Source organism: Caulobacter sp. FV1ye6ST (assembly GCF_058681225.1).
This window is the reverse complement of record NZ_CM178733.1, coordinates 5,151,475-5,171,583: the sequence shown is the minus strand read 5'-3', so window position 1 is coordinate 5,171,583 and position 20,109 is coordinate 5,151,475. Positions and strand designations below refer to the sequence as shown.

The window sequence follows — 20,109 nt, the reverse complement described above, 5'->3', positions numbered from 1 at the left end:
GCCTTCAGACTTCCGCCATCAGCACCTGCAGCAGCGAGGCGACCTGGATCGCGGCGACCATCTCGCCGCTGAGCGCCAGGCGCAGCGCCTCGGCGCGCGACACCCAGAAGCTCTCGATCCGTTCGGTCGGGTCGTCGAGCGGCGCGGCCACCCGGACGACGTCACGCGCGATCACCGTGTGCATGCGGTTGGCATGGCTGGACGGGTTGGGCGACAGCGTTCCGTACAGCGACAGCTTCCCGGCATGGCCGGTCTCTTCCAGGAGTTCACGCGCTCCGGCCACCAGCGGATCGACATCGTCGGCATCCATGGCGCCTGCCGGAAGCTCGATGGAAATGTCGCCCAGGCCGTGGCGGTACTGGCGGATCAACAGCACATTGTCGTCGGCGTCGAAGGCCACGACGTGCACCCAATCGGGATAGTTGAGGATATAGAACGGCGCGACCATCGCGCCCTCGTCGGTCACGCAATCGTCGGCGCGAAGGTGGATCCAGCGGTCCTCGTGAACGACACGCGAGGCGGTGACCCGCCATTTACCGTCCGACATCGCTAAGGCCTCCTGGCGAAAGATCAGTCGCGGTCGCCCAGTTCTTCGTCTTCAGCTGAATCCGGGCCTTCCGGCTCGCCGACCAGAGCGGGGGGATCGGCCAGGATCAGACCTTCGGAGATCTTGACCTCGGGTACAGCCGCCCGCGTGAACGGCAGGTACCAGGTGGGGCCGCCAAGGTCGGGGGTGATCTCGAGAATATCGCCGGCGCCGAAGTTCTGGACGCTCTTCACGCGGCCCAGCAGGACGTCGGTCTGGATATGGCGGACCGACAGGCCCACCAGGTCGGTCAGGTAGAACTCGTCCTCGTCGGGCTGCGGCAGGGCCGAGCGCGGGACGTAGAGACGAAGGCCACGCAGGGCGTCCGCGGCTTCCTTGGTCTCGACCCCTGAACAGCGGCAGACGACGCCGTCCTTGGTCTTGCGGGCCGAGGCGATGGTCAGGGCGGGCGAGCCGTCCTGCCGCTTGAGCGCCTTGAAGGCCGCGATGCTCAGCGGATCTTCGGTATAGGTCGAAATCCGCACCTCGCCGCGCACGCCGAAACCTCCGGCCACGCGGCCGACCAGGATCAACGGATCTTTGGGAGAGACGGTCATCGCTCAGACAGAGTCGCGCCGTCGCCTCGAAAGAGACGACGGCGCTAGAACCCTTAGCCTTCCGAGGCTTCTTCGGCCGGAGCTTCGGCGGCCGGAGCTTCTTCGGCAGCGGCTTCTTCAGCCGGAGCTTCTTCGACGGCCGGAGCGGCGGCGGCTTCAGCGGCAGCGGCGGCGGCGGCTTCGGCGGCGGCGGCCTTCTCGGCTTCGGCGGCGGCCTTGGCGTCGATCTCGGCTTGCTTGCGGTCTTCGTCGCGCTGAGCACGCTCGGCCGAACGCTCTTGGGCCTTCTTGCCTGGAGCGCCCTTTTGCGGGTTGTTGCCGTGGGCCCAGGTGGTCAGGCCTTGGGCGGCCAGGAAGCGCGCGACGCGGTCGGTCGGCTGAGCGCCCTTCTTGAGCCATTCCTGGATCGACTCAACCTTCAGGGTGACGCGGTTGGCGTCGTCCTTCTTGAGGAGCGGGTTGTAGGTGCCGACCTTCTCGATGAAGCGGCCATCGCGCGGCGAGTGGCTGTCGGCGATGACGATCGAGTAGTACGGACGCTTCTTGGCGCCGCCACGGGCGAGACGGATCTTCAGCATTTCGGTAGTCCTTGGTCTAAAGTTCTATTTCTTGAACGGGTTGAAGCCGGGCAGGCCCAGGCCGGAGAGAGGGTTGGGCTTGGCGTCGCCGCCGCCCCCGAGGCCCGGCAGACCGGGCAGCCCCGAGAGGCCTTGGCCCCCCGCTGCGTTGGGATCGGGGGCGGCAAGCTTGCCGCCGCCCATGTTCTTCATGCGCGCCATGTCGCCGCCGCCCATCATCTGGGCCATGCGGGCCATGCCCTTGCCGCCGTCCTTGGACATGGCCTTGAACATGTCGGCCATCTGGCGGTGCTGCTTGAGCAGGCGGTTGACCTCGGCGACGTCGACGCCCGAGCCGGCCGCGATGCGACGCTTGCGCGAGGCGGCCAGGAGGTCGGGCTTCTTGCGTTCTTCCTTGGTCATCGAGCCGATGATCGCCTGCTGGCGACGGAAGATGCTGTCGTCGATCCCGCTCTCGGAGATCTGCTTCTTGACCTTCTGGACGCCCGGCAGGAGGCCCATGATGCCTTCCATGCCGCCCAGCTTCTGCATCTGCCGCAGCTGCGCGGCCAGGTCGTCGAGGTCGAACTTGCCCTTGGCCAGCTTCTTGGCCATGCGCTCGGCTTCGGCCTGGTCGAGGTCGGCCGCGGCCTTCTCCACCAGGGCCACGACATCGCCTTGACCCAGGATCCGGCCGGCGACGCGGCGGGCGTCGAACACGTCCAGCGCATCGAGCTTTTCGCCGGCGCCGAGGAACTTGATCGGCAGACCGGTGACGTGGCGCATCGACAGCGCCGCGCCGCCACGGCCGTCGCCATCGGCGCGGGTCAGGATCAGGCCGGTCAGCGGCAGGCGCTCGTGGAACGCCTTGGCGGTGCGCACGGCGTCCTGGCCGGTCAGGCTGTCGGCGACCAGGATGGTCTCGGACGGCTGGGCGATGCGGGCGATGTCCGCCGCCTCGCTCATCATCGCCTCGTCCAGCGTGGTGCGGCCGGCGGTGTCGAGGATCAGGACGTCGTAGCCGCCCAGCTTGGCGGCGCTCATCGCGCGCTTGGCGATGTCCTGGGCGCTCTGGCCGGGGACGATCGGCAGGCTCTCGACCTCGACCTGCTTGGCCAGGGTCGCCAGCTGCTCCATGGCGGCGGGACGACGGGTGTCGAGCGAGGCGACCAGCACCTTCTTGCGCTCGGTCTTGGACAGACGCAGGGCCAGCTTGCCGGTGGTGGTGGTCTTGCCCGAGCCTTGCAGGCCGGCCATCAGGATCACCGACGGCGGGTTAAGCGCCAGGTTCAGGCCCGTCGGAACTTCCCCGCCCAGCATGTCGACCAGGCCGTCATAGACGATCTTGACCACCTGGTCGGCCGGCTTGACCGAGCGGATGACCGCTTCGCCGGCGGCCAGTTCCTTGGCCTTGCTGATGAAGTCCTTGACGACCGGCAGGGCGACGTCGGCCTCGAGCAGGGCGACGCGAACCTCGCGCAGCGCCTCGTCGATGTCCTTCTCGGACAGCACGCCGCGACCGCCAAGACGTTCGAAGACGTCGGAAAGTCGCTCTGTAAGGCCGTCGAACATGTCGAACCCACACCAAAACCAACCCAAGCATGACGGACGTCAGGCTCGGCTCCCAAAGACGCCGCCCGTTCGCGAACGGGCGGAGGCCAAACGCGATCAGCCCCCATGGACGATCACGTCGATGGGGGTCCTCGCCGTCCTCGTCCGGATGGATCCTGCGCTAACAGGCCGGGGTCGTGACGGTGGAGGCGCTGCTGAGAAAGCGCCGGAAGCCGGGGCTTATGCACAGAAAAGGGCGAGGAGTCAAAGTGACCGGACTTTTTTCCGGTCATCCCGGCGAAGACCGGGAGCCAGATCCCGGTTGAGCGACCATCCGGTTCGGCGCCGCTCAGCCTCATGATCCGGGCCCCGGCCTTCGCCGGGGTAAAGATCAGGCCGTGCCCAGGAAGTCGCGCTTGCCGACCTCGACACCGTTGTGGCGCAGGATCGCGTAAGCGGTGGTGATGTGGAAGAAGAAGTTCGGCATCGCCTGGCCCTGCAGATAGTCCAGCCCCTTGAAGGTGTAGGTCTCGCCGCGGCGAACCAGCTGGACGTCACGGTCATGGCCGCCTTCGAACGCGGCCGGGTCCAGGCCCTCCACATAGGCGATGGCGCGGTCGACGCGGGCGATCAGCCCTTCGAAGCTGGTCTCGACGTCGTCCCAGGCCGGAACCTCGACGGCGGCCAGGCGCGCGGCGCCGCCCTTGGCGAAGTCGGTGGCGATCTGCACCTGGCGGATCAGCGGGAACATGTCCGGATAGAGCCGCGCCTTCAGCAGGGCGTCCGGATCCCACTTCTTCGCCTCGACCAGATCGGCGGCCTTGGTCAGCACGCCCTTCAGACCCTTCAGGCCCTGGATGAACACGGGCACGCTGGCCTGATGGATCGAGATAGACATGGGAAGCTCCGGGAAGACAGAAGCGTCTAGATAGGCCCGCCCGGTGACAACCGAAAGCGGAACGGTTGGACCAAGCTAAGGGTTTTACAGCCTCGCAATTCCAACCCACGAGGTTTCCCCATGAAAGTCAGCGACGCCATGACCACCCAGGTCTCGGTCGCCCGTCCCAGCGACACTATTCGCGAGGTGGCTCAGACCATGGCCAAGGTCGAGAGCGGAGTCGTCCCCGTGGTCGACGATGGCAAGGTAGTGGGCGTGGTCACCGACCGTGACATCGTCCTGCGCGTCGTCGCCGAAGGCCGCAGCTTCGACAGCGCGATCTCTGAAGTGATGTCGGATGGCGATGTGCTGAGCGTCAAGGAGGATGACATCCTGGCCGACGCCACCGCCAAGATGGCCAACAATCAGGTCCGCCGCCTGGTGGTGCTGAACGACGCCGGCGCCCTGACCGGCATCCTGTCGCTGGGCGACGTGGCCAAGGACTACGGCGCCAAGCAGGTCGGCAAGACCCTGGAGGAGATCTCCCAGGAACCCGGTGACGCCGCCCACTGAAACCGTGGGTTTGTCGGTTTTGAAAACAATGATTAGTTGTGATACCTCTAGGTTCGCGCCATCCGAGCGCGAACCAAAAGGGAGGTATCCATGTCCAAGCTTTCAAACCTGGCCGGTATAGCCGCGACCGTCATCGCCGGCCTCGGCTCAACCGTGGTCCTGACGGCGGCGGCGCCGGCTTCCGCCGCCAGCGGCTTCCAGAACAGCTGCTCGAACATCGCGTTCGCCTATGACGCCGCCAGCAGCGCGACCATCACCGCCATGTGCCTCAAGGCCGACGGTTCGGCCAACGGCAGCCGTCTGGTCCTGACGGGGATCTCCAACCAGGGCGGCAAGCTGGTCCTGGGCAGCGGTCCCAGCACCTTCCAGAAGAGCTGCGGCAGCATCGATATCACCACCAGCGCGAGCGGAGCGACCCTGACCGCCCTGTGCCGCAACGCCAGCGGCGGCAGCAACGCCACCAGCCTGCCGCTGAACAATATCGGCAACAACAACGGCAATCTCACCTACTGAGACCGCCCCGGTCGGTTCACGAAGCTTGCGACAAGAAAAGAAAAAGGGCGGCCCCGCGAGGAGCCGCCCTTTGTCATTCAGGATCGAGGTTCGCTTAGACCAGCGAGCTGTCGATGGCCTTGCAGGCCTCCATCAGTCCCTGCACCGAGGCGACCGAAGCGGCGAACATCGCCTTTTCGGCGTCGTTGGTTTCGAACTCGACGATCTTCTCGGCGCCGCCGGCGCCGATGACGACCGGCACGCCGACATACAGGTCCTTCAGGCCGTACTGGCCGGTCAGGAAGGTGGCGCACGGCAGGACGCGCTTCTTGTCCTTCAGGTACGACGTCGCCATGGCGATCGCCGATTCCGCCGGGGCGTAGAAGGCCGAGCCAGTCTTCAGCAAGGCGACGATCTCGCCGCCGCCCTTGCGGGTGCGCTCGACGATCGAGTCGAGCTTTTCTTGCGTCAGCCAGCCTTGCTTGACCAGTTCCGGCAGCGGCAGGCCGGCGACCGTCGAGTGACGGACCATCGGCACCATGTCGTCGCCGTGACCGCCCAGGGTCCAGGCGTGGATGTCTTCGACCGACACGCCGGTGGCTTCGGCCAGGAAGTAGGCGAAGCGGGCCGAGTCCAGGACGCCGGCCATGCCGATGACCTTTTCCTTCGGCAGGCCCGAGAACTGCTGCAGGGCCCAGACCATCGCGTCGAGCGGGTTGGTGATGCAGATGACGAAGGCGTTCGGGGCGTGGGCCTTGATGCCTTCGCCGACGGCCTTCATGACCTTCAGGTTGATGCCCAGCAGGTCGTCGCGGCTCATGCCCGGCTTGCGCGGCACGCCGGCGGTTACGATGCAGACGTCGGCGCCGGCGATGTCCTCGTAGGCGTTGGCGCCCTTCAGGGTCACGTCCTTGCCGAACACGGCCGAGGCTTCGGCGATATCCAGCGCCTTGCCCTGCGGGGTGCCTTCGGCGATGTCGAACAGGATCACGTCGCCCAGCTCTTCGCGAGCGGCGATGTGGGCCAGGGTGCCGCCGATCATGCCGGCGCCGATAAGGGCGATCTTCGCGCGAGCCATGGGGTCTCCATCAAGGCTGTGGACAGTGGAATGTCGGGCGCGGTCTAGACCCGTCGCGGCTCGGCCTCAAGCCCTCTTTCCGGTTTCGCTGCACCGCGGCAAAGATGGCTGAACAACGATAAGGAGCGCCGGGGATGAACAAGACCGATCTAGGCCATTTCTTCGAGGACTTCAGGCTCGGCCAGAGGCTGGTCCACGCCACGCCCCGGACGGTCACGGCGGGCGACGTCGCGCTGTACACGGCGCTTTACGGCCCACGCTTCTCTTTGTTCTCGTCGGACGAGTTCGCCCGAGCCTGCGGCCTTATGTCCGCCCCCGTCGATCCGCTGATCGCCTTCCATGTGGTGTTCGGCAAGACCGTGCCGGACATCAGCCTGAACGCGGTCGCCAATCTGGGCTATGCCGAGGGGCGTTTCCTGGCCGCGGTGTTTCCGGGCGACACCCTCAGCGCCGTCTCGGACGTGATCGGGCTGAAGGAGAATTCGAACCGCAAGACCGGCGTGGTCTATGTGCGGACCACGGGCACGAACCAGCGCGGCGAGGCGGTGCTGAGCTATGTGCGCTGGGTGATGGTGCGAAAGCGCGATCCAGACGCCGAGATCGTCGAGCAGGCGGTCCCGACCCTGTCGGCGGCGGTCGCCCCCGCGGATCTGACCCCGCCCGAGGGCCTGGAATTCTCGGCCTATGACTGGGCCCTGGCCGGCGCGCCGCATGCCTTCGAGGACTATGCGGTCGGCGAGAAGATCGATCATGTCGACGGCATGGCGGTCGAGGAGGCCGAGCACCAGATGGCCACCCGCCTGTGGCAGAACACCGCCAAGGTCCATTTCAACCAGTTCGAGCGAGCCAAGGATCCGTCTGGCAAGCGTCTGATCTATGGCGGGGTGGTGATCTCGACCGCCAAGGCGCTGTCGTTCAACGGGCTGCAGAACGCCGGCCTGATCCTGGCGATCAATGGCGGCCGGCACGTGGCCCCCTTCTTCGCCGGCGGCACGGTGTTCGCCTGGAGCGAGGTGCTGGACAAGGCCGATCTTGGCGACGTGGGCGCCCTGCGCCTGCGGCTGGTGGCGACCAAGGACCGCCCCTGCGACGACTTCCCCGACAAGGACAGCGAGGGGACCTACAATCCCGCCGTCATTCTCGACTTCGACTACTGGGCGGCGGTTCCCAAGCGTGGCTGATTTCAAGCTCGACCCCGCCTTCGTCGCCACTTCGCACGCGGTCGCCGACCTGCCGCTGTGCGAAGTGCGTCTGCACGACGACGTCCGCTACCCATGGCTGGTCCTTATTCCCCGCCGGCCCGGCCTGCGGGAGATCGAGGAACTCGAGACCGGTGATCGCGTCCAACTGATGGAGGAGGTGGTCCTGGCGGGGAGCGCCGCCCGCGCGGTCGGGGCGGCGTTGGGCCTCTCGGTCGACAAGCTGAACATCGGGGCGCTGGGCAATGTCACGGCCCAGCTGCACGTCCACGTCGTGGGTCGCCGCCAGGACGATCCCGCCTGGCCAGGTCCCGTCTGGGGCCAGGGCCCGGCCGCCGCCTATGCGACCGAGGCCCTGGCGGCGGTGATCGCGGCGGCGCGGGAAGCCTTGAAAGCCTAGCGCTTCTTCTTGGCCGAGCCTTTCTTGGCCGCGGTCGCCTTGCCCTTCTTCACGGTCGTGGCCTTGGCCTTGCCGCCCTTGCCCTTCTTGAGAGCGGAAGCCTTGCCGCCCTTCCTGGCCGCGACCGCGCACTTGGCCTTGGCGGCTTTCAGCGCCTTGCCCTTCTTGCCCCGGGTCGAGCAGGCCGGGGCGGCGGCGACCGGCGGCGACGCACGGGCGACTACGCGCGGCGGCCAGACATAGGGCCCGCGCCCCTGCCCCTCATAGCCGGGCGGGGCCTGAGGAAGAATGTGTTCGGCGCTGACCGCCTGGGTCGCGCCGTTCTCGACCAGTTCGCCCGACCATCGCTCATAGCCGGACGGACGCAGGGTCAAGGTCGTGGACTGGCCGCCCCGGGGGCTGAAGCGGACGACGACGTCGCCGCCGTCGCGGCGCAGGTCGTCGATCAGCCCCGTCGAGCCGACGGCCCCCTGACGGCGGACATCACGCCAGGCGCCTTCCAGTTCGCCATAACCGCCGGCCTTGTCGACGATCTGCAGGGCGTAGAGCTGGCCGCCGTCATTGGCGACGATCCGCCAGCCGCCGTCCAGCGGGCCTTGCAGGTTCTGGGCGGCCGCGATCGAGCCCTTGACCCGCAATTCGTAGACCTGGGCCCTGGTCAGCTCGCCGCCGGCCGGCGCCTCGGGCTCCCGCGGCGGGATCGGCAGGATGGCGGCCCGGTGCTTCGTCGCCGGCTTGTTGGCGGCGGTCTCGGCGGTCTCTTCGTCGACCGCCTGGCCGCTCTGCGAGATCAGGTCGGCCATCGGATCGAGGGCCTGCGGGATCTGCGAGGAATCCAGGGCCGGCGCGGACCGCTGCGGGGGAGCGGCCGTGCTGACCGGCGCATCGGAAGCCGGCGCGGTCGCGGGCGCCGGCGCGGCCTGGGTCCCGAACGTCGGCACATAGCCCGCGGGCGGAGCCGTCGCCGGGGTCTGTTGCGCCAACGCGGGGCTGGCCAACAAGACGACGGAAAGAACGATAGCCCGAGCCCGCATTCGAAACCTTCTAGCGCCCCATTTCGGCGTCTGCCCCGCGTCCCGCGATGGCCTCCGCTACCGCGACAAGACGCTGCGCCTGCGTCAGATGCAAGCGTTCGGCCATCTTGCCGTCGACCCGCAACGCTCCTTTGCCAGCATTTTCGGGCGCGTTGAAGGCGGCGATCACGGCCTGGCTCCAGGCGATGTCATCCGGCGAGGGCGAGAACACCCGGTTGCAGATTTCCAGGTGCTTGGGATGGATCAGAGTCTTGCCGTCGAAGCCGAAGTCGACGCCCTGGACGCAGACCGATTCCAGCGCCGCGAGATCCTCGATGTCGTTGTGCACCCCGTCCAGGATGGTCAAGCCATGGGCCCGCGCCGCGGCCACCGACAGGGTCAGCAGCGGCAGGAACGGCGCGCGGTCCGGCGTCTGGCGGGCCCGCATCTCCTTGGCGAAGTCGTTGACGCCCATGACCCAGGTCGACAGCCGCGTCCCATGGACCGCGCCGGCGATGTCCCAAAGGTGAAAGGCGGCCTTGGCGGTCTCGATCATGGTCCAAAGCCGCGTCGCCGGTCGAGCCGCGTTCAGATGCTGGTCGTATAGCCGCACGTCGTCCGCGTCATTGACCTTGGGGACCAGAACCGCGTCCGGTCCGGCCTCGGCCGCGGCTCGCAGGTCTTCGGCCCCCCAGGGGGTGTCGATGCCGTTGACCCGGATCACCACCTCGCGCGCGCCAAAGCCCCCGGCCTTAACCGCCGCCACGGCCGCCTCGCGCGCCGCCGGCTTCATCTCCGGCGCGACCGCGTCCTCCAGGTCCAGAATGATCACGTCGGCGTCCAGGGTCCGGGCCTTCTCGACGGCCTTGGCGTTGGAGGCCGGCATGTAGAGCGCGCTGCGGCGCGGGCGGATGGCGGTATCTGTCACGGAAACTCCCCGGCTCTCTTGTCCTTGACGCGACCCTAGCACCGCTGCGACGCAGCAAAAGCCTCCCCACTACGGGAAGCGGCTTGGCGCCGTCCCTCACGGCGCTAGGATCGCCCCATGAGCACGACCCGGTACGACAACAGCGCCAAGAACGTCATGGGCGGCGAGCTCGCCCCTTGCTCGCTGGACCCGGTCACCGGCTTCTACCGCAACGGTTGCTGCGAAACCGGCCCGCACGACCTGGGCCTGCACACCGTCTGCGTGGTGATGACCGACGACTTCCTGGCGTTCTCCAAGGCCCAGGGCAACGACCTCTCCACGCCGCGTCCCGAACTGGCCTTTCCGGGCCTCAAGGCCGGCGACCGCTGGTGCCTGTGCGCCGGCCGCTGGAAGGAAGCCCTCGACGCCGGCATGGCCCCTCAGGTCGTGCTGAACGCCACCCACGAGGAGATGCTGGCGGTGGTGACCCTGGGCGTGTTGAAGGATCACGCGGTGGCATGAGGGCCCGATGTCTCCGCCGCTTGACCAGGCCAAACCGCTCTGAACAGGGGGAGGGGGACTAGGGTCCCGTCCTTTCCTTGAAAAACGCGATCACCTTGTCCCGGGCCTTCATCGTCCCACAGTCGGGGATCGAGCGGTGCAGGTGCAGGGTGAGCACCGAGTGCGGAGCCATCGGCACACCCGGCGCCGCATCCTCGTCGGCCAGTTCGATGACTTCGACCTTGTCGCCGAACTCGGCCTTCAAGCGCGCGATGCGGGCGTCGGGCACCAGTTTGTCCGAGGAAAAGCGCAGGGCCATCAGCGACAGGTTCTCGTCCTTGAACCGCCTCTTGGCGCAGGCAAGTTCGGAAGCCGAGCAATCCAGGCCGCCCTTGTCCTTCAGCGGCAGCGAGGGCTGGGACAGCACCGGGGCCACTACGGACGGCTCGGTCATCATCGCCAGGGCGAATCCGCCGGTGAAACACATGCCGACCGCGCCGACGCCCTTGCCGCCGCGATCTTCGTGCGCCTTGCGGGCCAGGGCGCGCAGCCAGTCGACGATCGGGCTGGAGCGGCCATCCTTCCAGACGCTGAACTCGCGCCGCACACAGATATTCTTGAGAATCTCGCCAATCGCGTAGCCGCGCGTCACCGGCTTGGCGGGCTTGCCGAACAGGCTTGGGCAGTAGGCGGTCAGGCCCGAGGCGGCCAGGTCGCGGGCGAAGGCCAGCACGCCCGGATGCAGGCCTGGCACCTCGTGGATGACGATCACGGCCGGACCGGAACCGATCGTGTAGACCTCGCGCGTCCAGCGCCCGTCGTCGAAGTCGAAGCGCTCGAACCCCGCCAGCACATCGTCAGCCATGTCCGCCCCCTCTTTGTTTCGAGAAGGCTAGAGTATTTTCCGACGAAGTGGATACCGGTTCGGCATCAGAAAATGCGTCAAAGCAAAAGGCCCCCCGGCGGGGGTCAGAACGCCATGGCCCGCTTCCAGGCGGGCCGGGGCCTGCCCGGCTCGGGACGTTCGGAGAGATCGCCGGGCTCAAGCAGCAGGCGGATCTCGATCTCGGCCGAACCGTCAGCCGGCGCGGGACAGCGGCGCACCCAGGCGGCGGCGTCCTCGCGGGAGGCGACATCGAAGACCCAAAACCCCGCCAGGGTTCGACCTTCCGCCGAGGCGTCGGCCTCCAACCGCGCGCCTCGGGCCGACAACCGCGCCCTATCCGCCACGCCGGCCCTGGCGAGCTCGGCGTCATAGTCCCGCATGGCCTGGCCCAATTCCGGCCCGACGTCGGTTTCGACCTTCAGCAACACCATGAACCGCATCGCGCGTCTCCCGCCGGGAAATCGCCGGCCCACTCTAAAGACGCGCCAGCCCCTCTTGTTGCGACATGCGGCGGCTAAATTCTTGAACGATCGCCTAGTTGGTTGTGTCGGGATGCTGCGGATTGTCGGTCCAGTCCGACATCGGGTCCGGTCCGTTGCGGCCGCGCGGCAGGCGCCACTCGCCGCGATACGAGAAATCCAGCGTGCCGCAGAGCCTGGCCTTGTCCTCCGCCTTCGGGTCGTTGCCGAACGCCTGGATCCGCAGGTCGCGGCGCAGCGCGATCGTGCTGAACGACAGCCAAAGCCGTGTCGAACCGGGGCAGAAGGCGCGAACATAGATCTTGCCCTGGGCCGCCGTGGCGTCGACCTCGTAGAGGGAGGCGTCGGCGTCGACGCCCTCCATGGCCTTGAGCCCGCCCGGATCGAGGTCCTTCTCGCGGCCGCCCTTCAGCCGCGCCTCGGCCGGCACGCCGGTCGCGAGGACCTTGATCGGCCGGCTGGCGCCCATGAAGCCCTGGTTGAACAGGATGGTCACCCCCGCGCCGGTCAACCGCTTGGCGTCGGCCGAGATCGGATCATACGAGAACAGCCGCGTTTCGGCGGAAGCGGCGGAGGTCGACAGCAAGGCTAGGGCGACGCCCCCCCAGACGGCTGACCTCATCGCTTCAGATGCAGGTTCGCGGCCTCAGCGTCGAAGCTCGTCAGGCGCCAGGTCGCCCCTTCCTGGGTGAAGGTCAGCAGGCAGGGACCGTTCTTCTTGGCCGCGCAGACGCGACCGTCGCCGACAGGACGCAGCGCGCCGGCGATCGCCACCCGGCCCGGGATCGGCCGGTCGGGGGTGTAGCCATAGTAGTTGGCGGCCGCGTGGAAGGTCTCGGGCCGGATCAGCGCCTCGCCGGCCGCATCGGCCAGCGGCCCCGCCGCCAGGGCGGCCAGGGCCATGACGCCGCTGCTCTGCCCGCCGCGCTGACGCGCCTCGTCCATCAGCCGCGCCTCGATCTGGGCCTTCAGGGCCCGGCGATCGACATGGGCCTCGAAGGTCGCCCGGTCGTTGTCGCGGATCGCGACCAGCAGGTCGTGCACGTCGCCGCCCGCGTCGAGACGGTTCACGGTCGCGCAGGCGCTCAAGCCAGCGGCAACGGCGGTCAGGGCGAGGAGGATCTTGATGCGCATGCGAAATGGGTAGCGCCGGATTGGGGCGATTTCCAGTCTGGCTTTAAGCGCCCAAAAGACAAAGGGCGCGGACCTTGCGATCCGCGCCCTTCGAATTTTCGATCTCGCAGGCGGCTCTTAGTCGAGCTGGCGCTTGATCTCCTCGACGGTGAAGCACTCGATGGTGTCGCCGACCTTGATGTCCTGGAAGCCCGCGAACAGCATACCGCACTCCTGGCCGGACGGGACCTCGTTGACCTCGTCCTTGAAGCGCTTGAGCGTCGCCAGGGTGCCCAGTTCCAGAACGACGATGTCGTTGCGGATGATCCGGACCTTGGCGCCCTTGCGGACCACGCCCTCGGTGACCCGACAGCCGGCGACCTTGCCGATCTTCGAGATGTCGAAGGCCTGCAGGACCTCGGCGTTGCCGAGGAAGGTTTCGCGCTGGATCGGGGCCAGCATGCCCGAAAGCACGCCTTTGATGTCGTCCAGCAGGTCGTAGATGATCGCGTAGTAGCGGATCTCGACACCTTCGCGTTCGGCCAGGGCGCGCGCCTGCGCCGAGGCGCGGACGTTGAAGCCGATGACCGGCGCGCCGGCGCCCTTGGCCAGCATGACGTCGCTTTCGCTGATCGCGCCGGCGCCCGACAGGATGATCCGCGCACGGACCTCGTCGGTCGACATCTTGTCCAGCGAACCGATGATCGCTTCGGCCGAACCCTGCACGTCGGCCTTGATGACCAGCGGCAGTTCTTTCAGCTTCTTGTCCTGAAGCTTGGCCATCATGTCGGCCATCGAGGCGCCGGCGCCCACGGGGGCCATCGACTTCTCGCGCTTCTGGCGGATGCGGTACTCGGTCAGCTCGCGGGCGCGGGCTTCGTTCTCGACCACGGCGAAGGCTTCGCCGGGCGAGGGGACGCCGTCCAGGCCGAGAATCTCGACCGGGGTGGCCGGACCGGCTTCGGTCAGTTGCTCGTTGCGCTCGTTCAGCAGGGCGCGAACCCGGCCGAACTGGGCGCCGGCGACGACGATGTCGCCACGCTTCAGCGTACCGCGATTGACCAGGACGGTCGAAACCGCGCCGCGACCCTTGTCCAGCTTGGCCTCGATCACAACGCCGTCGGCGGTGCGGTCGGGGTTGGCCTTCAGGTCCAGAACTTCGGCCTGCAGCAGGATGGCGTCGAGCAGGTCGTCGAGACCCGTGCGCGCCTTGGCCGAGACCTCGATGATCTGGGTGTCGCCACCCAGGCTTTCGACGACGATCTCGTGCTGCAGCAGCTCGTTGACCACGCGGGTCGGATCCGACCCCGGCTTGTCCATCTTGTTGACGGCGACGATGATCGGCACGTTGGCGGCCTTGGCGTGTTTGATCGCCTCGATCGTCTGCGGCATCACGCCGTCGTCACCCGCCACCACCAGCACGACGAGGTCGGTGATGTTGGCGCCGCGGGCGCGCATCGCCGAGAAGGCGGCGTGGCCGGGCGTATCGAGGAACGTCACGCGCTGGCCGTCCTTCAGGCGAACCTGATAGGCGCCGATGTGCTGGGTGATGCCGCCATGTTCGCCGGCGGCCACGTCTGTTGAACGCAGGGCGTCGAGCAGGCTGGTCTTGCCGTGGTCGACGTGACCCATGATCGTGACGACCGGGGGACGTGCTTCCAGGTGATCGTCGATGTCCTCGGCGCCGATGAAGCCTTCTTCGACGTCGGCTTCCGACACGCGGCGCACGGTGTGACCGAACTCGGTCGCCACCAGCTCGGCGGTGTCGTTGTCGATGACGTCGTTGATCTTCAGCATCACGCCCTGACGCATCAGGAACTTGATGATCTCGACGCCGCGCACGGCCATCCGGTTGGACAGCTCCTGCACGGTGATGACGTCGGGAATGACGACTTCACGCGCGACGCGGGTCTGTTCGGCGACGCCACCGCGACGCTTTTCCTTTTCACGTTCACGAGCCCGGCGAACCGAAGCCAGCGAACGCATGCGGTCGGCGGAATCCCCATCACCGGCCACGGCCTGGATGGTCAGGCGGCCTTCGCGGCGCTGCGGAGCGCCCTTGACGCGCGAGACGGCCTTGTTGGGCGCGTTCGCGGCCTTGCGGCGATCGTCATCCTCGTCCGGTCGGCGGCTGACTTCGCCACCGGGGCGCGGGGCCGAACGCATGGCGCGCTGGATTTCCGGCGTCGCCGGAGCCTGAGCCGGCACACCCGGACGCGGACCGCGCGGCGGGCCGCCGGGACCCGTGCGGGCGCCGGGCGCCGGGCGCGGGGCCAGGGCCGAGTAGCGGACGGTCTGCTGCGGACGGTCGCCTTGCGGACGATCACCCTGCGGGCGGTCGCCACGGTAGCCGCCGCGATCACCTAGCGGACGATCGCCTTCGGGACGCGGGCCGCGCGGACGGTCACCCTCGGGACGCGGCGCGCGCTGACCGAAGTTGGCGCCGGCGTCGGGACGCGGGGCGCGCTGGTTGAACGGACGGTCGCCTTGCGGGGCCGGACGATAGGTCGTCGTGCTCGGACGATCGTCGCGGCGCTCGCGGCTGGGCTCGTAGCTGCGGGTCTGGCCGGGGGGCGACGCCGCGCGGGGCCCCTCGTGACGCGGGCCCTCGTGGCGAGGACCTTCATGACGCGGCGCGTCCTGACGCGGAGCCTCGGCGCGCGGCGCGGCCGGAGCCTGGGCCGCGGGCCGTTGGACGGGCGCGGCCGGCGGCGGCGGCGTCACCGGCGCTGCGGGCGCCGGCGCTTGAGTGACAGGCGCCTGAGCGACGGGCGCTTGAACGGGAGCAGGAGCCGGCGCCGCGGCGGCGCGTTCCGCCGCGGCCTTGGCGGCGGCTTCGCGCTGAGCGGCTTCCTGAGCGGCGCGAACCCGCGCGGCCTCGGCGGCCTGGTCGGCGGCCTGACGAGCCTGGTTTTCACGCGCGGCGTCGACGACGCGCTGGCGAGCGCGCAGTTCTTCCTGCGAAAGACCACCGGCCGAACCGCCGCCCGACGGGGCGTGGCCGCCGCCTTGCGAGTGCTGTGGGCGCGGCGGCGGCGCGTCATGGCGACGCTCAGCCGAAGACGGCGCGGCGAGATTGCCCGTCGCGGACGCGTGCGGACGCGTGCGCTTGGTTTCGACCACCACCGTCTTGGTCCGGCCGTGGCTGAAGCTTTGCTTCACGACCCCGGCGCTCACCGAGCCCTGGCGGGGCTTCAGGGTGATGGGGGCTCGTCCGCCGGGTCGGCCGTTTTCGTTCTCGTCGCTCATGCGCTCGCTTGTACTTCCGCCAGGCGGTACCTGGCTAAAAAACCGCATTTTCCATGTGAGAAAGGGGCCTGGACGTACCTGCCGAAGCAAGCGCGTTTCCCGACCCTTCACCCACGAACGCGACCCGAATAGCCGCGCCCAACGTCTAAGATTCTAGAGCTTTTCCATCGCACTGAAGCGGATCCAGTGGGATGCAAAAGCCCTAGAGCCCGTCCCGGTCGGCTGCCCGACCAGGGTGAAAAGGCTCACCCTCTTAGTCTAGTGACCTTCTTGTCCGCCGAAGGCGGGAAGGCCCCTAGCCGTCCTCACGTCCGTTCGCCGACCATTCGGGAGGCAAAAGCGGGCGGAAACCTGACAAACGCTCGACATCCAATGTCCAACGTTCGGCGCCGCGCCCAGCAAGGAGTGCGGTGTGTATCACATTCTCCCCGCCCAAGGCCAAACCCAATTCATCTGAATTGAAGGCGCCCAGCAAACGAGGCAGCTTGGGGGCCTTGCGAGCGGCGTTTTGAATTTTTCGGCGACCGTCCTCGGCGCTGTCGGACGCCTCGATCAGCCAGGCGACGTTGCCCGTCCCCAGCGCCGCGACCACCTTTTCGTAGCCTGAGATAATGGTCCCGGCCTTCCGCGCAAGACCCAGGGCGTCCAGGATCCGCTTCGCCAGCAGCGCCTCGACCTGGTCGGCCAGATCGGCCGGTGCGGTCAGCTTTGTCTTGGCGGCCCGCGAGAACAGGCCCTTCCTGGCGGCGGTCGTGATCGAGTCCCGATCGGCCGCGACCCAAATCCCGCGTCCGGGCAACTTGCGCGCGATGTCCGGAACGACCACGCCATCCGGCCCCGCCACGAAGCGGACCAGGCGCGCCTCGTCCGTCGCCTCGCCCAGGACGATGTCCTTGCGCAGACGGTTGGCTTCGGCGTGGGTCTTGGGGTCGATCTGGGTCATCTTGTCTTTTGCTGGGAGCGAGGCGAACGCCGCGCTCCGGAATGGCGAACGGCCCCGCGGATCGCTCCGCGAGGCCGTCGTTCCACACTCCGAAAGGCTTACGCCTCTTCTTCGGCGGCGGGTTCTTCGGTCGCGGCGGCCTCGGCGACGGTTTCACCCTCGGCCTCGGCCTCATGCTCGGCTTCCGCCTCGTAATCCGGCTCATATTCCGGTTCCGGCGGCGCCTCGACCCAGCCCATGACGATGCGGGCGCGCATGATCAGCGCCTCGGCGTCTTCCGGCGACAGGTTGAAGGTCTCCAGGATGCCCGGCTCGCGCACGCGCTCGCCGTTCTTGGTCTCGAACCAGCCGCGCATGTCGTCCGGCACCAGACCCGCGAGGTCTTCCACCGTCTTCACATCGCCTTCGCCAAGGGCGACGGCCATGGCCAGGGTCACGCCCTCGACGGCCAGGACCTCGTCGGTGACGCCCAGCTCAAGACGCTTGGCGTCCAGGGCGGCGGCTTCCTTGTCGAGGAATTCGCGAGCGCGGGCTTGCAGCTCCTCGGCGGTTTCCTCGTCGAAGCCCTCGATCGAGGCGATCTCGTGCGGCTCGACGAACGCGACGTCTTCCACCGCGGCGAAGCCTTCGGTGACCAGCAGCTGGGCGATGACCTCGTCGACGTCCAGAGCTTCCTGGAACAGGGTCGTGCGCTCGGCGAACTCGCGCTGACGGCGTTCGCTCTCCTGGCTCTCGGTCATGATGTCGATCTGCCAGCCGGTCAGCTGCGAGGCCAGACGGACGTTCTGGCCGCGACGGCCGATGGCCAGCGACAGCTGCTCGTCGGGCACCACGACTTCGACGCGCTCGTCTTCCTCGTCCATGACGACCTTGGAGACTTCCGCCGGCGCCAGGCCGTTGACAATGAAGGTGGCCTCGTCTTCCGACCACTGGATGATGTCGATCTTCTCGCCCTGCAGCTCGGCCACGACCGCCTGCACCCGCGAACCACGCATGCCGACGCAGGCGCCGACGGGGTCGATCGAGCTGTCGTTCGAGATGACCGCCATCTTGGCGCGCGAACCCGGGTCACGGGCCACGGCGCGGATCTCGATGACGCCGTCGTAGACTTCCGGCACTTCCTGGGCGAACAGCTTGGCCATGAAGCCGCCGTGCGCGCGGCTCAGCATGATCTGCGGCCCCTTGGTCTCGCGACGGACGTCGTAGATGTAGGCGCGGATGCGGTCGCCGACGTTGAAGTTCTCGCGCGGAATCGACTGATCGCGGCGCATGATGCCTTCGCCGCGGCCCAGGTCGACGATGACGTTGCCGTATTCGACGCGCTTGACGCTGCCGTTGACGATCTCGCCGACGCGATCCTTGTACTCTTCGTGCTGACGCTCGCGCTCGGCTTCGCGGACCTTATGCATGACGACCTGGCGGGCCATCTGGGTCTGGACGCGGCCGATCTCGAACGGCGGCAGGTTTTCTTCGTAGACCTTGCCGATCTCGGCGTCGCGCCAGGTGCGCTTTGCGATCGACAGCTGAACCTTGCCGATCTCGCCTTCGAGCTCGGTGTCGTCGGCGACGACTTCGATCACGCGCTTCTGCGTCATTTCGCCCGTACGCGGGTCGATCTTGACGCGGATGTCGTGCTCGGCGCCGTAACGGGCGCGGGCGGCCTTCTGCAGAGCGTCCTCGATAGCCTCGATGACGACTTCCTTCTCGATACTTTTTTCACGCGCGACCGCGTCGGCGATCTGCAGAAGTTCGAGCCGGTTGGCGGAGATGCCGATGGCCATGGTCAGTCCTCTTCACTTTCGGACAGGTCGTCGTTGTCGGATTGGATGCGGGCGGCGCGCTGCTTCGCGCCCCGCTCCATCAGGGTGTCGTTCATGACGAGCTTGGCGTCGATGATCCAGGCGAAGGGGAAGTAGACGGTGACGTCATCCTCGCCCTCGATGTTCAGGCCGACCTGGTCGTCCTCGATCCCGGCCAGCTCGCCCTTGAAGCGCTTGCGTCCCTCGGCCACGCGGTCGAGTTCGATGCGGGCCTCGAGGCCCGCATAGTCGTTGAAGTCCTTCAGGCGGGTCAGCGGCCGGTCGATGCCGGGGCTGGAGACCTCCAGCGTATATTCGCCCGCGATCGGGTCGGCGGCGTCGAGAATTTCGGAAATCCCGCGCGACAGCTTCGCGCAGTCCTCGACGTTCATGTCGCCGCCGCTGCCGTCTTCCTGCAGCGGATGTTCGGCCATGATCTGCAGGCGACGCTGCTCGGCGCCGCCCATCAGGCGCAGCCGGACGATCTCGTAGCCAAGGGTTTCGGCCACGGGATCGAGCATATCGATCAGATCACGGTCTTCCTGCGTCTTGCCGCGCACGTTCTTCTCAACTCGATACGACCGGCGGGATCCAAGATCCCATTCGGTCAAACAAAAAGCGGCAGCCTTTCGGCCGCCGCTCGAAAGCGCCATCTAGCGCTAACGGACGATGTGGGACGCTTTATAGGCGAATTGAAAAACCTTGTCGACTCCATCGGCGCACGCCCCTTCCGCGCCGCGGCAATTTTAGCCTATAGAGACCACCGCGCAGGCCGCCTCCCCGCGGACCTCATAAGACGAAGAGTCACAATGGACCTCTCCAAGATCCCGACCGGCGCCAACCCGCCTTACGACCTCAACGCCATCATCGAGATCCCGCAGGGCGGCGAGCCGGTGAAGTACGAGATCGACAAGGAAAGCGGCGCCCTGATGGTCGACCGCTTCCTGCACACCGCGATGTTCTATCCGGCCAACTACGGGTTCATCCCGCACACCCTGGCCGATGACGGCGATCCCGCCGACATCATGGTCGTGGGCCCGACCCCCGTGGTGCCGGGCGCGATCATCCGCTGCCGCCCGATCGGCACCCTGATGATGGTCGACGAGGCCGGCTCGGACGAAAAGATCCTGGCCGTGCCGGTCGACAAGCTGCACCCGTTCTACACGGGCGTGTCCAGCTGGCGCGACCTGCCGACCATCCTGACCGAGCAGATCGCCCACTTCTTCCAGCACTACAAGGACCTGGAAAAGGGCAAGTCGACCAAGATCAGCGGCTGGGCCGATATCGAAGAGACCGCCGACATCATCCGCACGGCGATCAAGCGCTACAACGAGACCTACTAGCTAGAG

The 20,109-nt window shown here is 67.5% G+C and carries 22 protein-coding genes; 6 read left to right on the top strand and 16 right to left on the bottom strand.

Annotation, left to right across the window (positions count from 1 at the left end):
- Positions 1 to 4: 4 nt before the first annotated feature.
- The 5 genes from ACW175_RS24625 to ACW175_RS24605 form a co-directional block, all read right to left on the bottom strand.
- Entirely contained in the window at positions 5 to 547 is a 543-nt protein-coding gene (locus ACW175_RS24625; RefSeq protein WP_492102522.1) for an NUDIX hydrolase, read from the bottom strand.
- A gap of 23 nt (positions 548 to 570) precedes the next feature.
- Positions 571 to 1,143, bottom strand: coding sequence for a ribosome maturation factor RimM (rimM, locus tag ACW175_RS24620; protein ID WP_492102521.1), 573 nt, complete (start codon positions 1,141 to 1,143; stop codon positions 571 to 573).
- A gap of 53 nt (positions 1,144 to 1,196) precedes the next feature.
- Entirely contained in the window at positions 1,197 to 1,721 is a 525-nt protein-coding gene (gene rpsP, locus ACW175_RS24615; protein ID WP_492102520.1) for a 30S ribosomal protein S16, read from the bottom strand.
- 24 nt (positions 1,722 to 1,745) lie between these two features.
- Positions 1,746 to 3,272, bottom strand: coding sequence for a signal recognition particle protein (gene ffh / locus ACW175_RS24610; RefSeq protein ID WP_492102519.1), 1,527 nt, complete (start codon positions 3,270 to 3,272; stop codon positions 1,746 to 1,748).
- Positions 3,273 to 3,642: 370 nt separating this feature from the next.
- Entirely contained in the window at positions 3,643 to 4,149 is a 507-nt protein-coding gene (locus tag ACW175_RS24605; RefSeq protein WP_492102518.1) for a DUF1993 domain-containing protein, read from the bottom strand.
- A 120-nt stretch (positions 4,150 to 4,269) separates the two neighbouring features.
- Between ACW175_RS24605 and ACW175_RS24600 the strand changes: the two genes are divergently transcribed.
- Both ACW175_RS24600 and ACW175_RS24595 read left to right on the top strand, forming a co-directional pair.
- Entirely contained in the window at positions 4,270 to 4,701 is a 432-nt protein-coding gene (locus tag ACW175_RS24600) for a CBS domain-containing protein (RefSeq protein ID WP_492102517.1), read from the top strand.
- 90 nt (positions 4,702 to 4,791) lie between these two features.
- On the top strand, positions 4,792 to 5,214 hold the full coding sequence (locus ACW175_RS24595; RefSeq protein ID WP_492102516.1) for a CVNH domain-containing protein: 423 nt from the start codon (positions 4,792 to 4,794) through the stop codon (positions 5,212 to 5,214).
- Positions 5,215 to 5,308: 94 nt separating this feature from the next.
- On the opposite strand, the gene mdh is transcribed toward ACW175_RS24595, so the two are convergent.
- Positions 5,309 to 6,271, bottom strand: coding sequence for a malate dehydrogenase (gene mdh / locus ACW175_RS24590; RefSeq protein WP_492102515.1), 963 nt, complete (start codon positions 6,269 to 6,271; stop codon positions 5,309 to 5,311).
- Positions 6,272 to 6,405: 134 nt separating this feature from the next.
- On the opposite strand from mdh, the gene ACW175_RS24585 reads away from it, so the two are divergent.
- Together ACW175_RS24585 and ACW175_RS24580 are read left to right on the top strand one after the other, a co-directional pair.
- Positions 6,406 to 7,452 carry a MaoC family dehydratase gene (locus ACW175_RS24585; RefSeq protein WP_492102514.1) on the top strand — a complete coding sequence of 349 codons (1,047 nt, stop codon included), beginning with the start codon at positions 6,406 to 6,408 and terminating at the stop codon, positions 7,450 to 7,452.
- Positions 7,445 to 7,870 (top strand): HIT domain-containing protein, encoded by a 426-nt coding sequence (locus tag ACW175_RS24580; protein WP_492102513.1) that lies wholly within the window; start codon positions 7,445 to 7,447, stop codon positions 7,868 to 7,870. The genes ACW175_RS24585 and ACW175_RS24580 overlap by 8 nt, the downstream gene beginning before the upstream one ends.
- Here ACW175_RS24580 and ACW175_RS24575 read toward each other — a convergent pair.
- Together ACW175_RS24575 and ACW175_RS24570 are read right to left on the bottom strand one after the other, a co-directional pair.
- Positions 7,867 to 8,904: a hypothetical protein gene (locus ACW175_RS24575; RefSeq protein ID WP_492102512.1), complete on the bottom strand. Its 1,038-nt coding sequence runs from the start codon at positions 8,902 to 8,904 to the stop codon at positions 7,867 to 7,869. The two genes, ACW175_RS24580 and ACW175_RS24575, sit on opposite strands and share 4 nt — an antisense overlap.
- A 10-nt stretch (positions 8,905 to 8,914) precedes the next feature.
- Positions 8,915 to 9,811 (bottom strand): HpcH/HpaI aldolase/citrate lyase family protein, encoded by an 897-nt coding sequence (locus ACW175_RS24570; protein ID WP_492102511.1) that lies wholly within the window; start codon positions 9,809 to 9,811, stop codon positions 8,915 to 8,917.
- 117 nt (positions 9,812 to 9,928) lie between these two features.
- Between ACW175_RS24570 and ACW175_RS24565 the strand changes: the two genes are divergently transcribed.
- Entirely contained in the window at positions 9,929 to 10,312 is a 384-nt protein-coding gene (locus ACW175_RS24565; RefSeq protein ID WP_492102510.1) for a DUF2237 family protein, read from the top strand.
- A gap of 58 nt (positions 10,313 to 10,370) precedes the next feature.
- Here the strand turns inward: ACW175_RS24565 and ACW175_RS24560 are convergent, their stop codons facing one another.
- The 8 genes from ACW175_RS24560 to rimP form a co-directional block, all read right to left on the bottom strand.
- Entirely contained in the window at positions 10,371 to 11,156 is a 786-nt protein-coding gene (locus tag ACW175_RS24560) for a dienelactone hydrolase family protein (protein WP_492102509.1), read from the bottom strand.
- 104 nt (positions 11,157 to 11,260) lie between these two features.
- Entirely contained in the window at positions 11,261 to 11,617 is a 357-nt protein-coding gene (locus ACW175_RS24555; protein WP_492102508.1) for a YciI family protein, read from the bottom strand.
- A 94-nt stretch (positions 11,618 to 11,711) separates the two neighbouring features.
- Entirely contained in the window at positions 11,712 to 12,278 is a 567-nt protein-coding gene (locus ACW175_RS24550; RefSeq protein ID WP_492102507.1) for a hypothetical protein, read from the bottom strand.
- Positions 12,275 to 12,790 carry a DUF2939 domain-containing protein gene (locus ACW175_RS24545; protein ID WP_492102506.1) on the bottom strand — a complete coding sequence of 172 codons (516 nt, stop codon included), beginning with the start codon at positions 12,788 to 12,790 and terminating at the stop codon, positions 12,275 to 12,277. Before ACW175_RS24545 ends, ACW175_RS24550 begins: the two co-directional genes overlap by 4 nt.
- Positions 12,791 to 12,907: 117 nt before the next feature.
- The gene (gene infB / locus ACW175_RS24540) at positions 12,908 to 16,018 is read right to left on the bottom strand and encodes a translation initiation factor IF-2 (protein ID WP_492102505.1); all 3,111 of its coding nucleotides are present in this window, start codon (positions 16,016 to 16,018) and stop codon (positions 12,908 to 12,910) included.
- A gap of 295 nt (positions 16,019 to 16,313) precedes the next feature.
- Positions 16,314 to 16,961, bottom strand: coding sequence for an RNA-binding protein (locus ACW175_RS24535; RefSeq protein ID WP_492102504.1), 648 nt, complete (start codon positions 16,959 to 16,961; stop codon positions 16,314 to 16,316).
- 98 nt (positions 16,962 to 17,059) lie between these two features.
- On the bottom strand, positions 17,060 to 18,742 hold the full coding sequence (gene nusA / locus ACW175_RS24530; RefSeq protein ID WP_492102503.1) for a transcription termination factor NusA: 1,683 nt from the start codon (positions 18,740 to 18,742) through the stop codon (positions 17,060 to 17,062).
- Positions 18,743 to 18,744: 2 nt separating this feature from the next.
- Positions 18,745 to 19,320, bottom strand: a complete 576-nt coding sequence (gene rimP, locus ACW175_RS24525) for a ribosome maturation factor RimP (RefSeq protein WP_492102502.1) — start codon at positions 19,318 to 19,320, stop codon at positions 18,745 to 18,747.
- Positions 19,321 to 19,569: 249 nt separating this feature from the next.
- Here rimP and ppa point away from each other — a divergent pair, with 249 nt between their 5' ends.
- Positions 19,570 to 20,103: an inorganic diphosphatase gene (gene ppa, locus ACW175_RS24520; protein WP_013077233.1), complete on the top strand. Its 534-nt coding sequence runs from the start codon at positions 19,570 to 19,572 to the stop codon at positions 20,101 to 20,103.
- Positions 20,104 to 20,109 lie beyond the last annotated feature (6 nt).

What these genes read in the sequence shown, in the direction of transcription:
- nusA (WP_492102503.1), bottom strand. Translation starts at nt 18,742, where the DNA reads ATGGCCATCGGCATCTCCGCCAACCGGCTCGAACTTCTGCAGATCGCC.
- rimM (WP_492102521.1), bottom strand. Translation starts at nt 1,143, where the DNA reads ATGACCGTCTCTCCCAAAGATCCGTTGATCCTGGTCGGCCGCGTGGCC.
- infB (WP_492102505.1), bottom strand. Translation starts at nt 16,018, where the DNA reads ATGAGCGACGAGAACGAAAACGGCCGACCCGGCGGACGAGCCCCCATC.
- ACW175_RS24575 (WP_492102512.1), bottom strand. Translation starts at nt 8,904, where the DNA reads ATGCGGGCTCGGGCTATCGTTCTTTCCGTCGTCTTGTTGGCCAGCCCC.
- mdh (WP_492102515.1), bottom strand. Translation starts at nt 6,271, where the DNA reads ATGGCTCGCGCGAAGATCGCCCTTATCGGCGCCGGCATGATCGGCGGC.
- ACW175_RS24605 (WP_492102518.1), bottom strand. Translation starts at nt 4,149, where the DNA reads ATGTCTATCTCGATCCATCAGGCCAGCGTGCCCGTGTTCATCCAGGGC.
- ACW175_RS24535 (WP_492102504.1), bottom strand. Translation starts at nt 16,961, where the DNA reads ATGACCCAGATCGACCCCAAGACCCACGCCGAAGCCAACCGTCTGCGC.
- ACW175_RS24550 (WP_492102507.1), bottom strand. Translation starts at nt 12,278, where the DNA reads ATGAGGTCAGCCGTCTGGGGGGGCGTCGCCCTAGCCTTGCTGTCGACC.
- ACW175_RS24565 (WP_492102510.1), top strand. Translation starts at nt 9,929, where the DNA reads ATGAGCACGACCCGGTACGACAACAGCGCCAAGAACGTCATGGGCGGC.
- ppa (WP_013077233.1), top strand. Translation starts at nt 19,570, where the DNA reads ATGGACCTCTCCAAGATCCCGACCGGCGCCAACCCGCCTTACGACCTC.
- rpsP (WP_492102520.1), bottom strand. Translation starts at nt 1,721, where the DNA reads ATGCTGAAGATCCGTCTCGCCCGTGGCGGCGCCAAGAAGCGTCCGTAC.
- ACW175_RS24560 (WP_492102509.1), bottom strand. Translation starts at nt 11,156, where the DNA reads ATGGCTGACGATGTGCTGGCGGGGTTCGAGCGCTTCGACTTCGACGAC.
- ACW175_RS24625 (WP_492102522.1), bottom strand. Translation starts at nt 547, where the DNA reads ATGTCGGACGGTAAATGGCGGGTCACCGCCTCGCGTGTCGTTCACGAG.
- ACW175_RS24545 (WP_492102506.1), bottom strand. Translation starts at nt 12,790, where the DNA reads ATGCGCATCAAGATCCTCCTCGCCCTGACCGCCGTTGCCGCTGGCTTG.
- ACW175_RS24600 (WP_492102517.1), top strand. Translation starts at nt 4,270, where the DNA reads ATGAAAGTCAGCGACGCCATGACCACCCAGGTCTCGGTCGCCCGTCCC.
- ACW175_RS24555 (WP_492102508.1), bottom strand. Translation starts at nt 11,617, where the DNA reads ATGCGGTTCATGGTGTTGCTGAAGGTCGAAACCGACGTCGGGCCGGAA.
- ACW175_RS24595 (WP_492102516.1), top strand. Translation starts at nt 4,792, where the DNA reads ATGTCCAAGCTTTCAAACCTGGCCGGTATAGCCGCGACCGTCATCGCC.
- ffh (WP_492102519.1), bottom strand. Translation starts at nt 3,272, where the DNA reads ATGTTCGACGGCCTTACAGAGCGACTTTCCGACGTCTTCGAACGTCTT.
- ACW175_RS24585 (WP_492102514.1), top strand. Translation starts at nt 6,406, where the DNA reads ATGAACAAGACCGATCTAGGCCATTTCTTCGAGGACTTCAGGCTCGGC.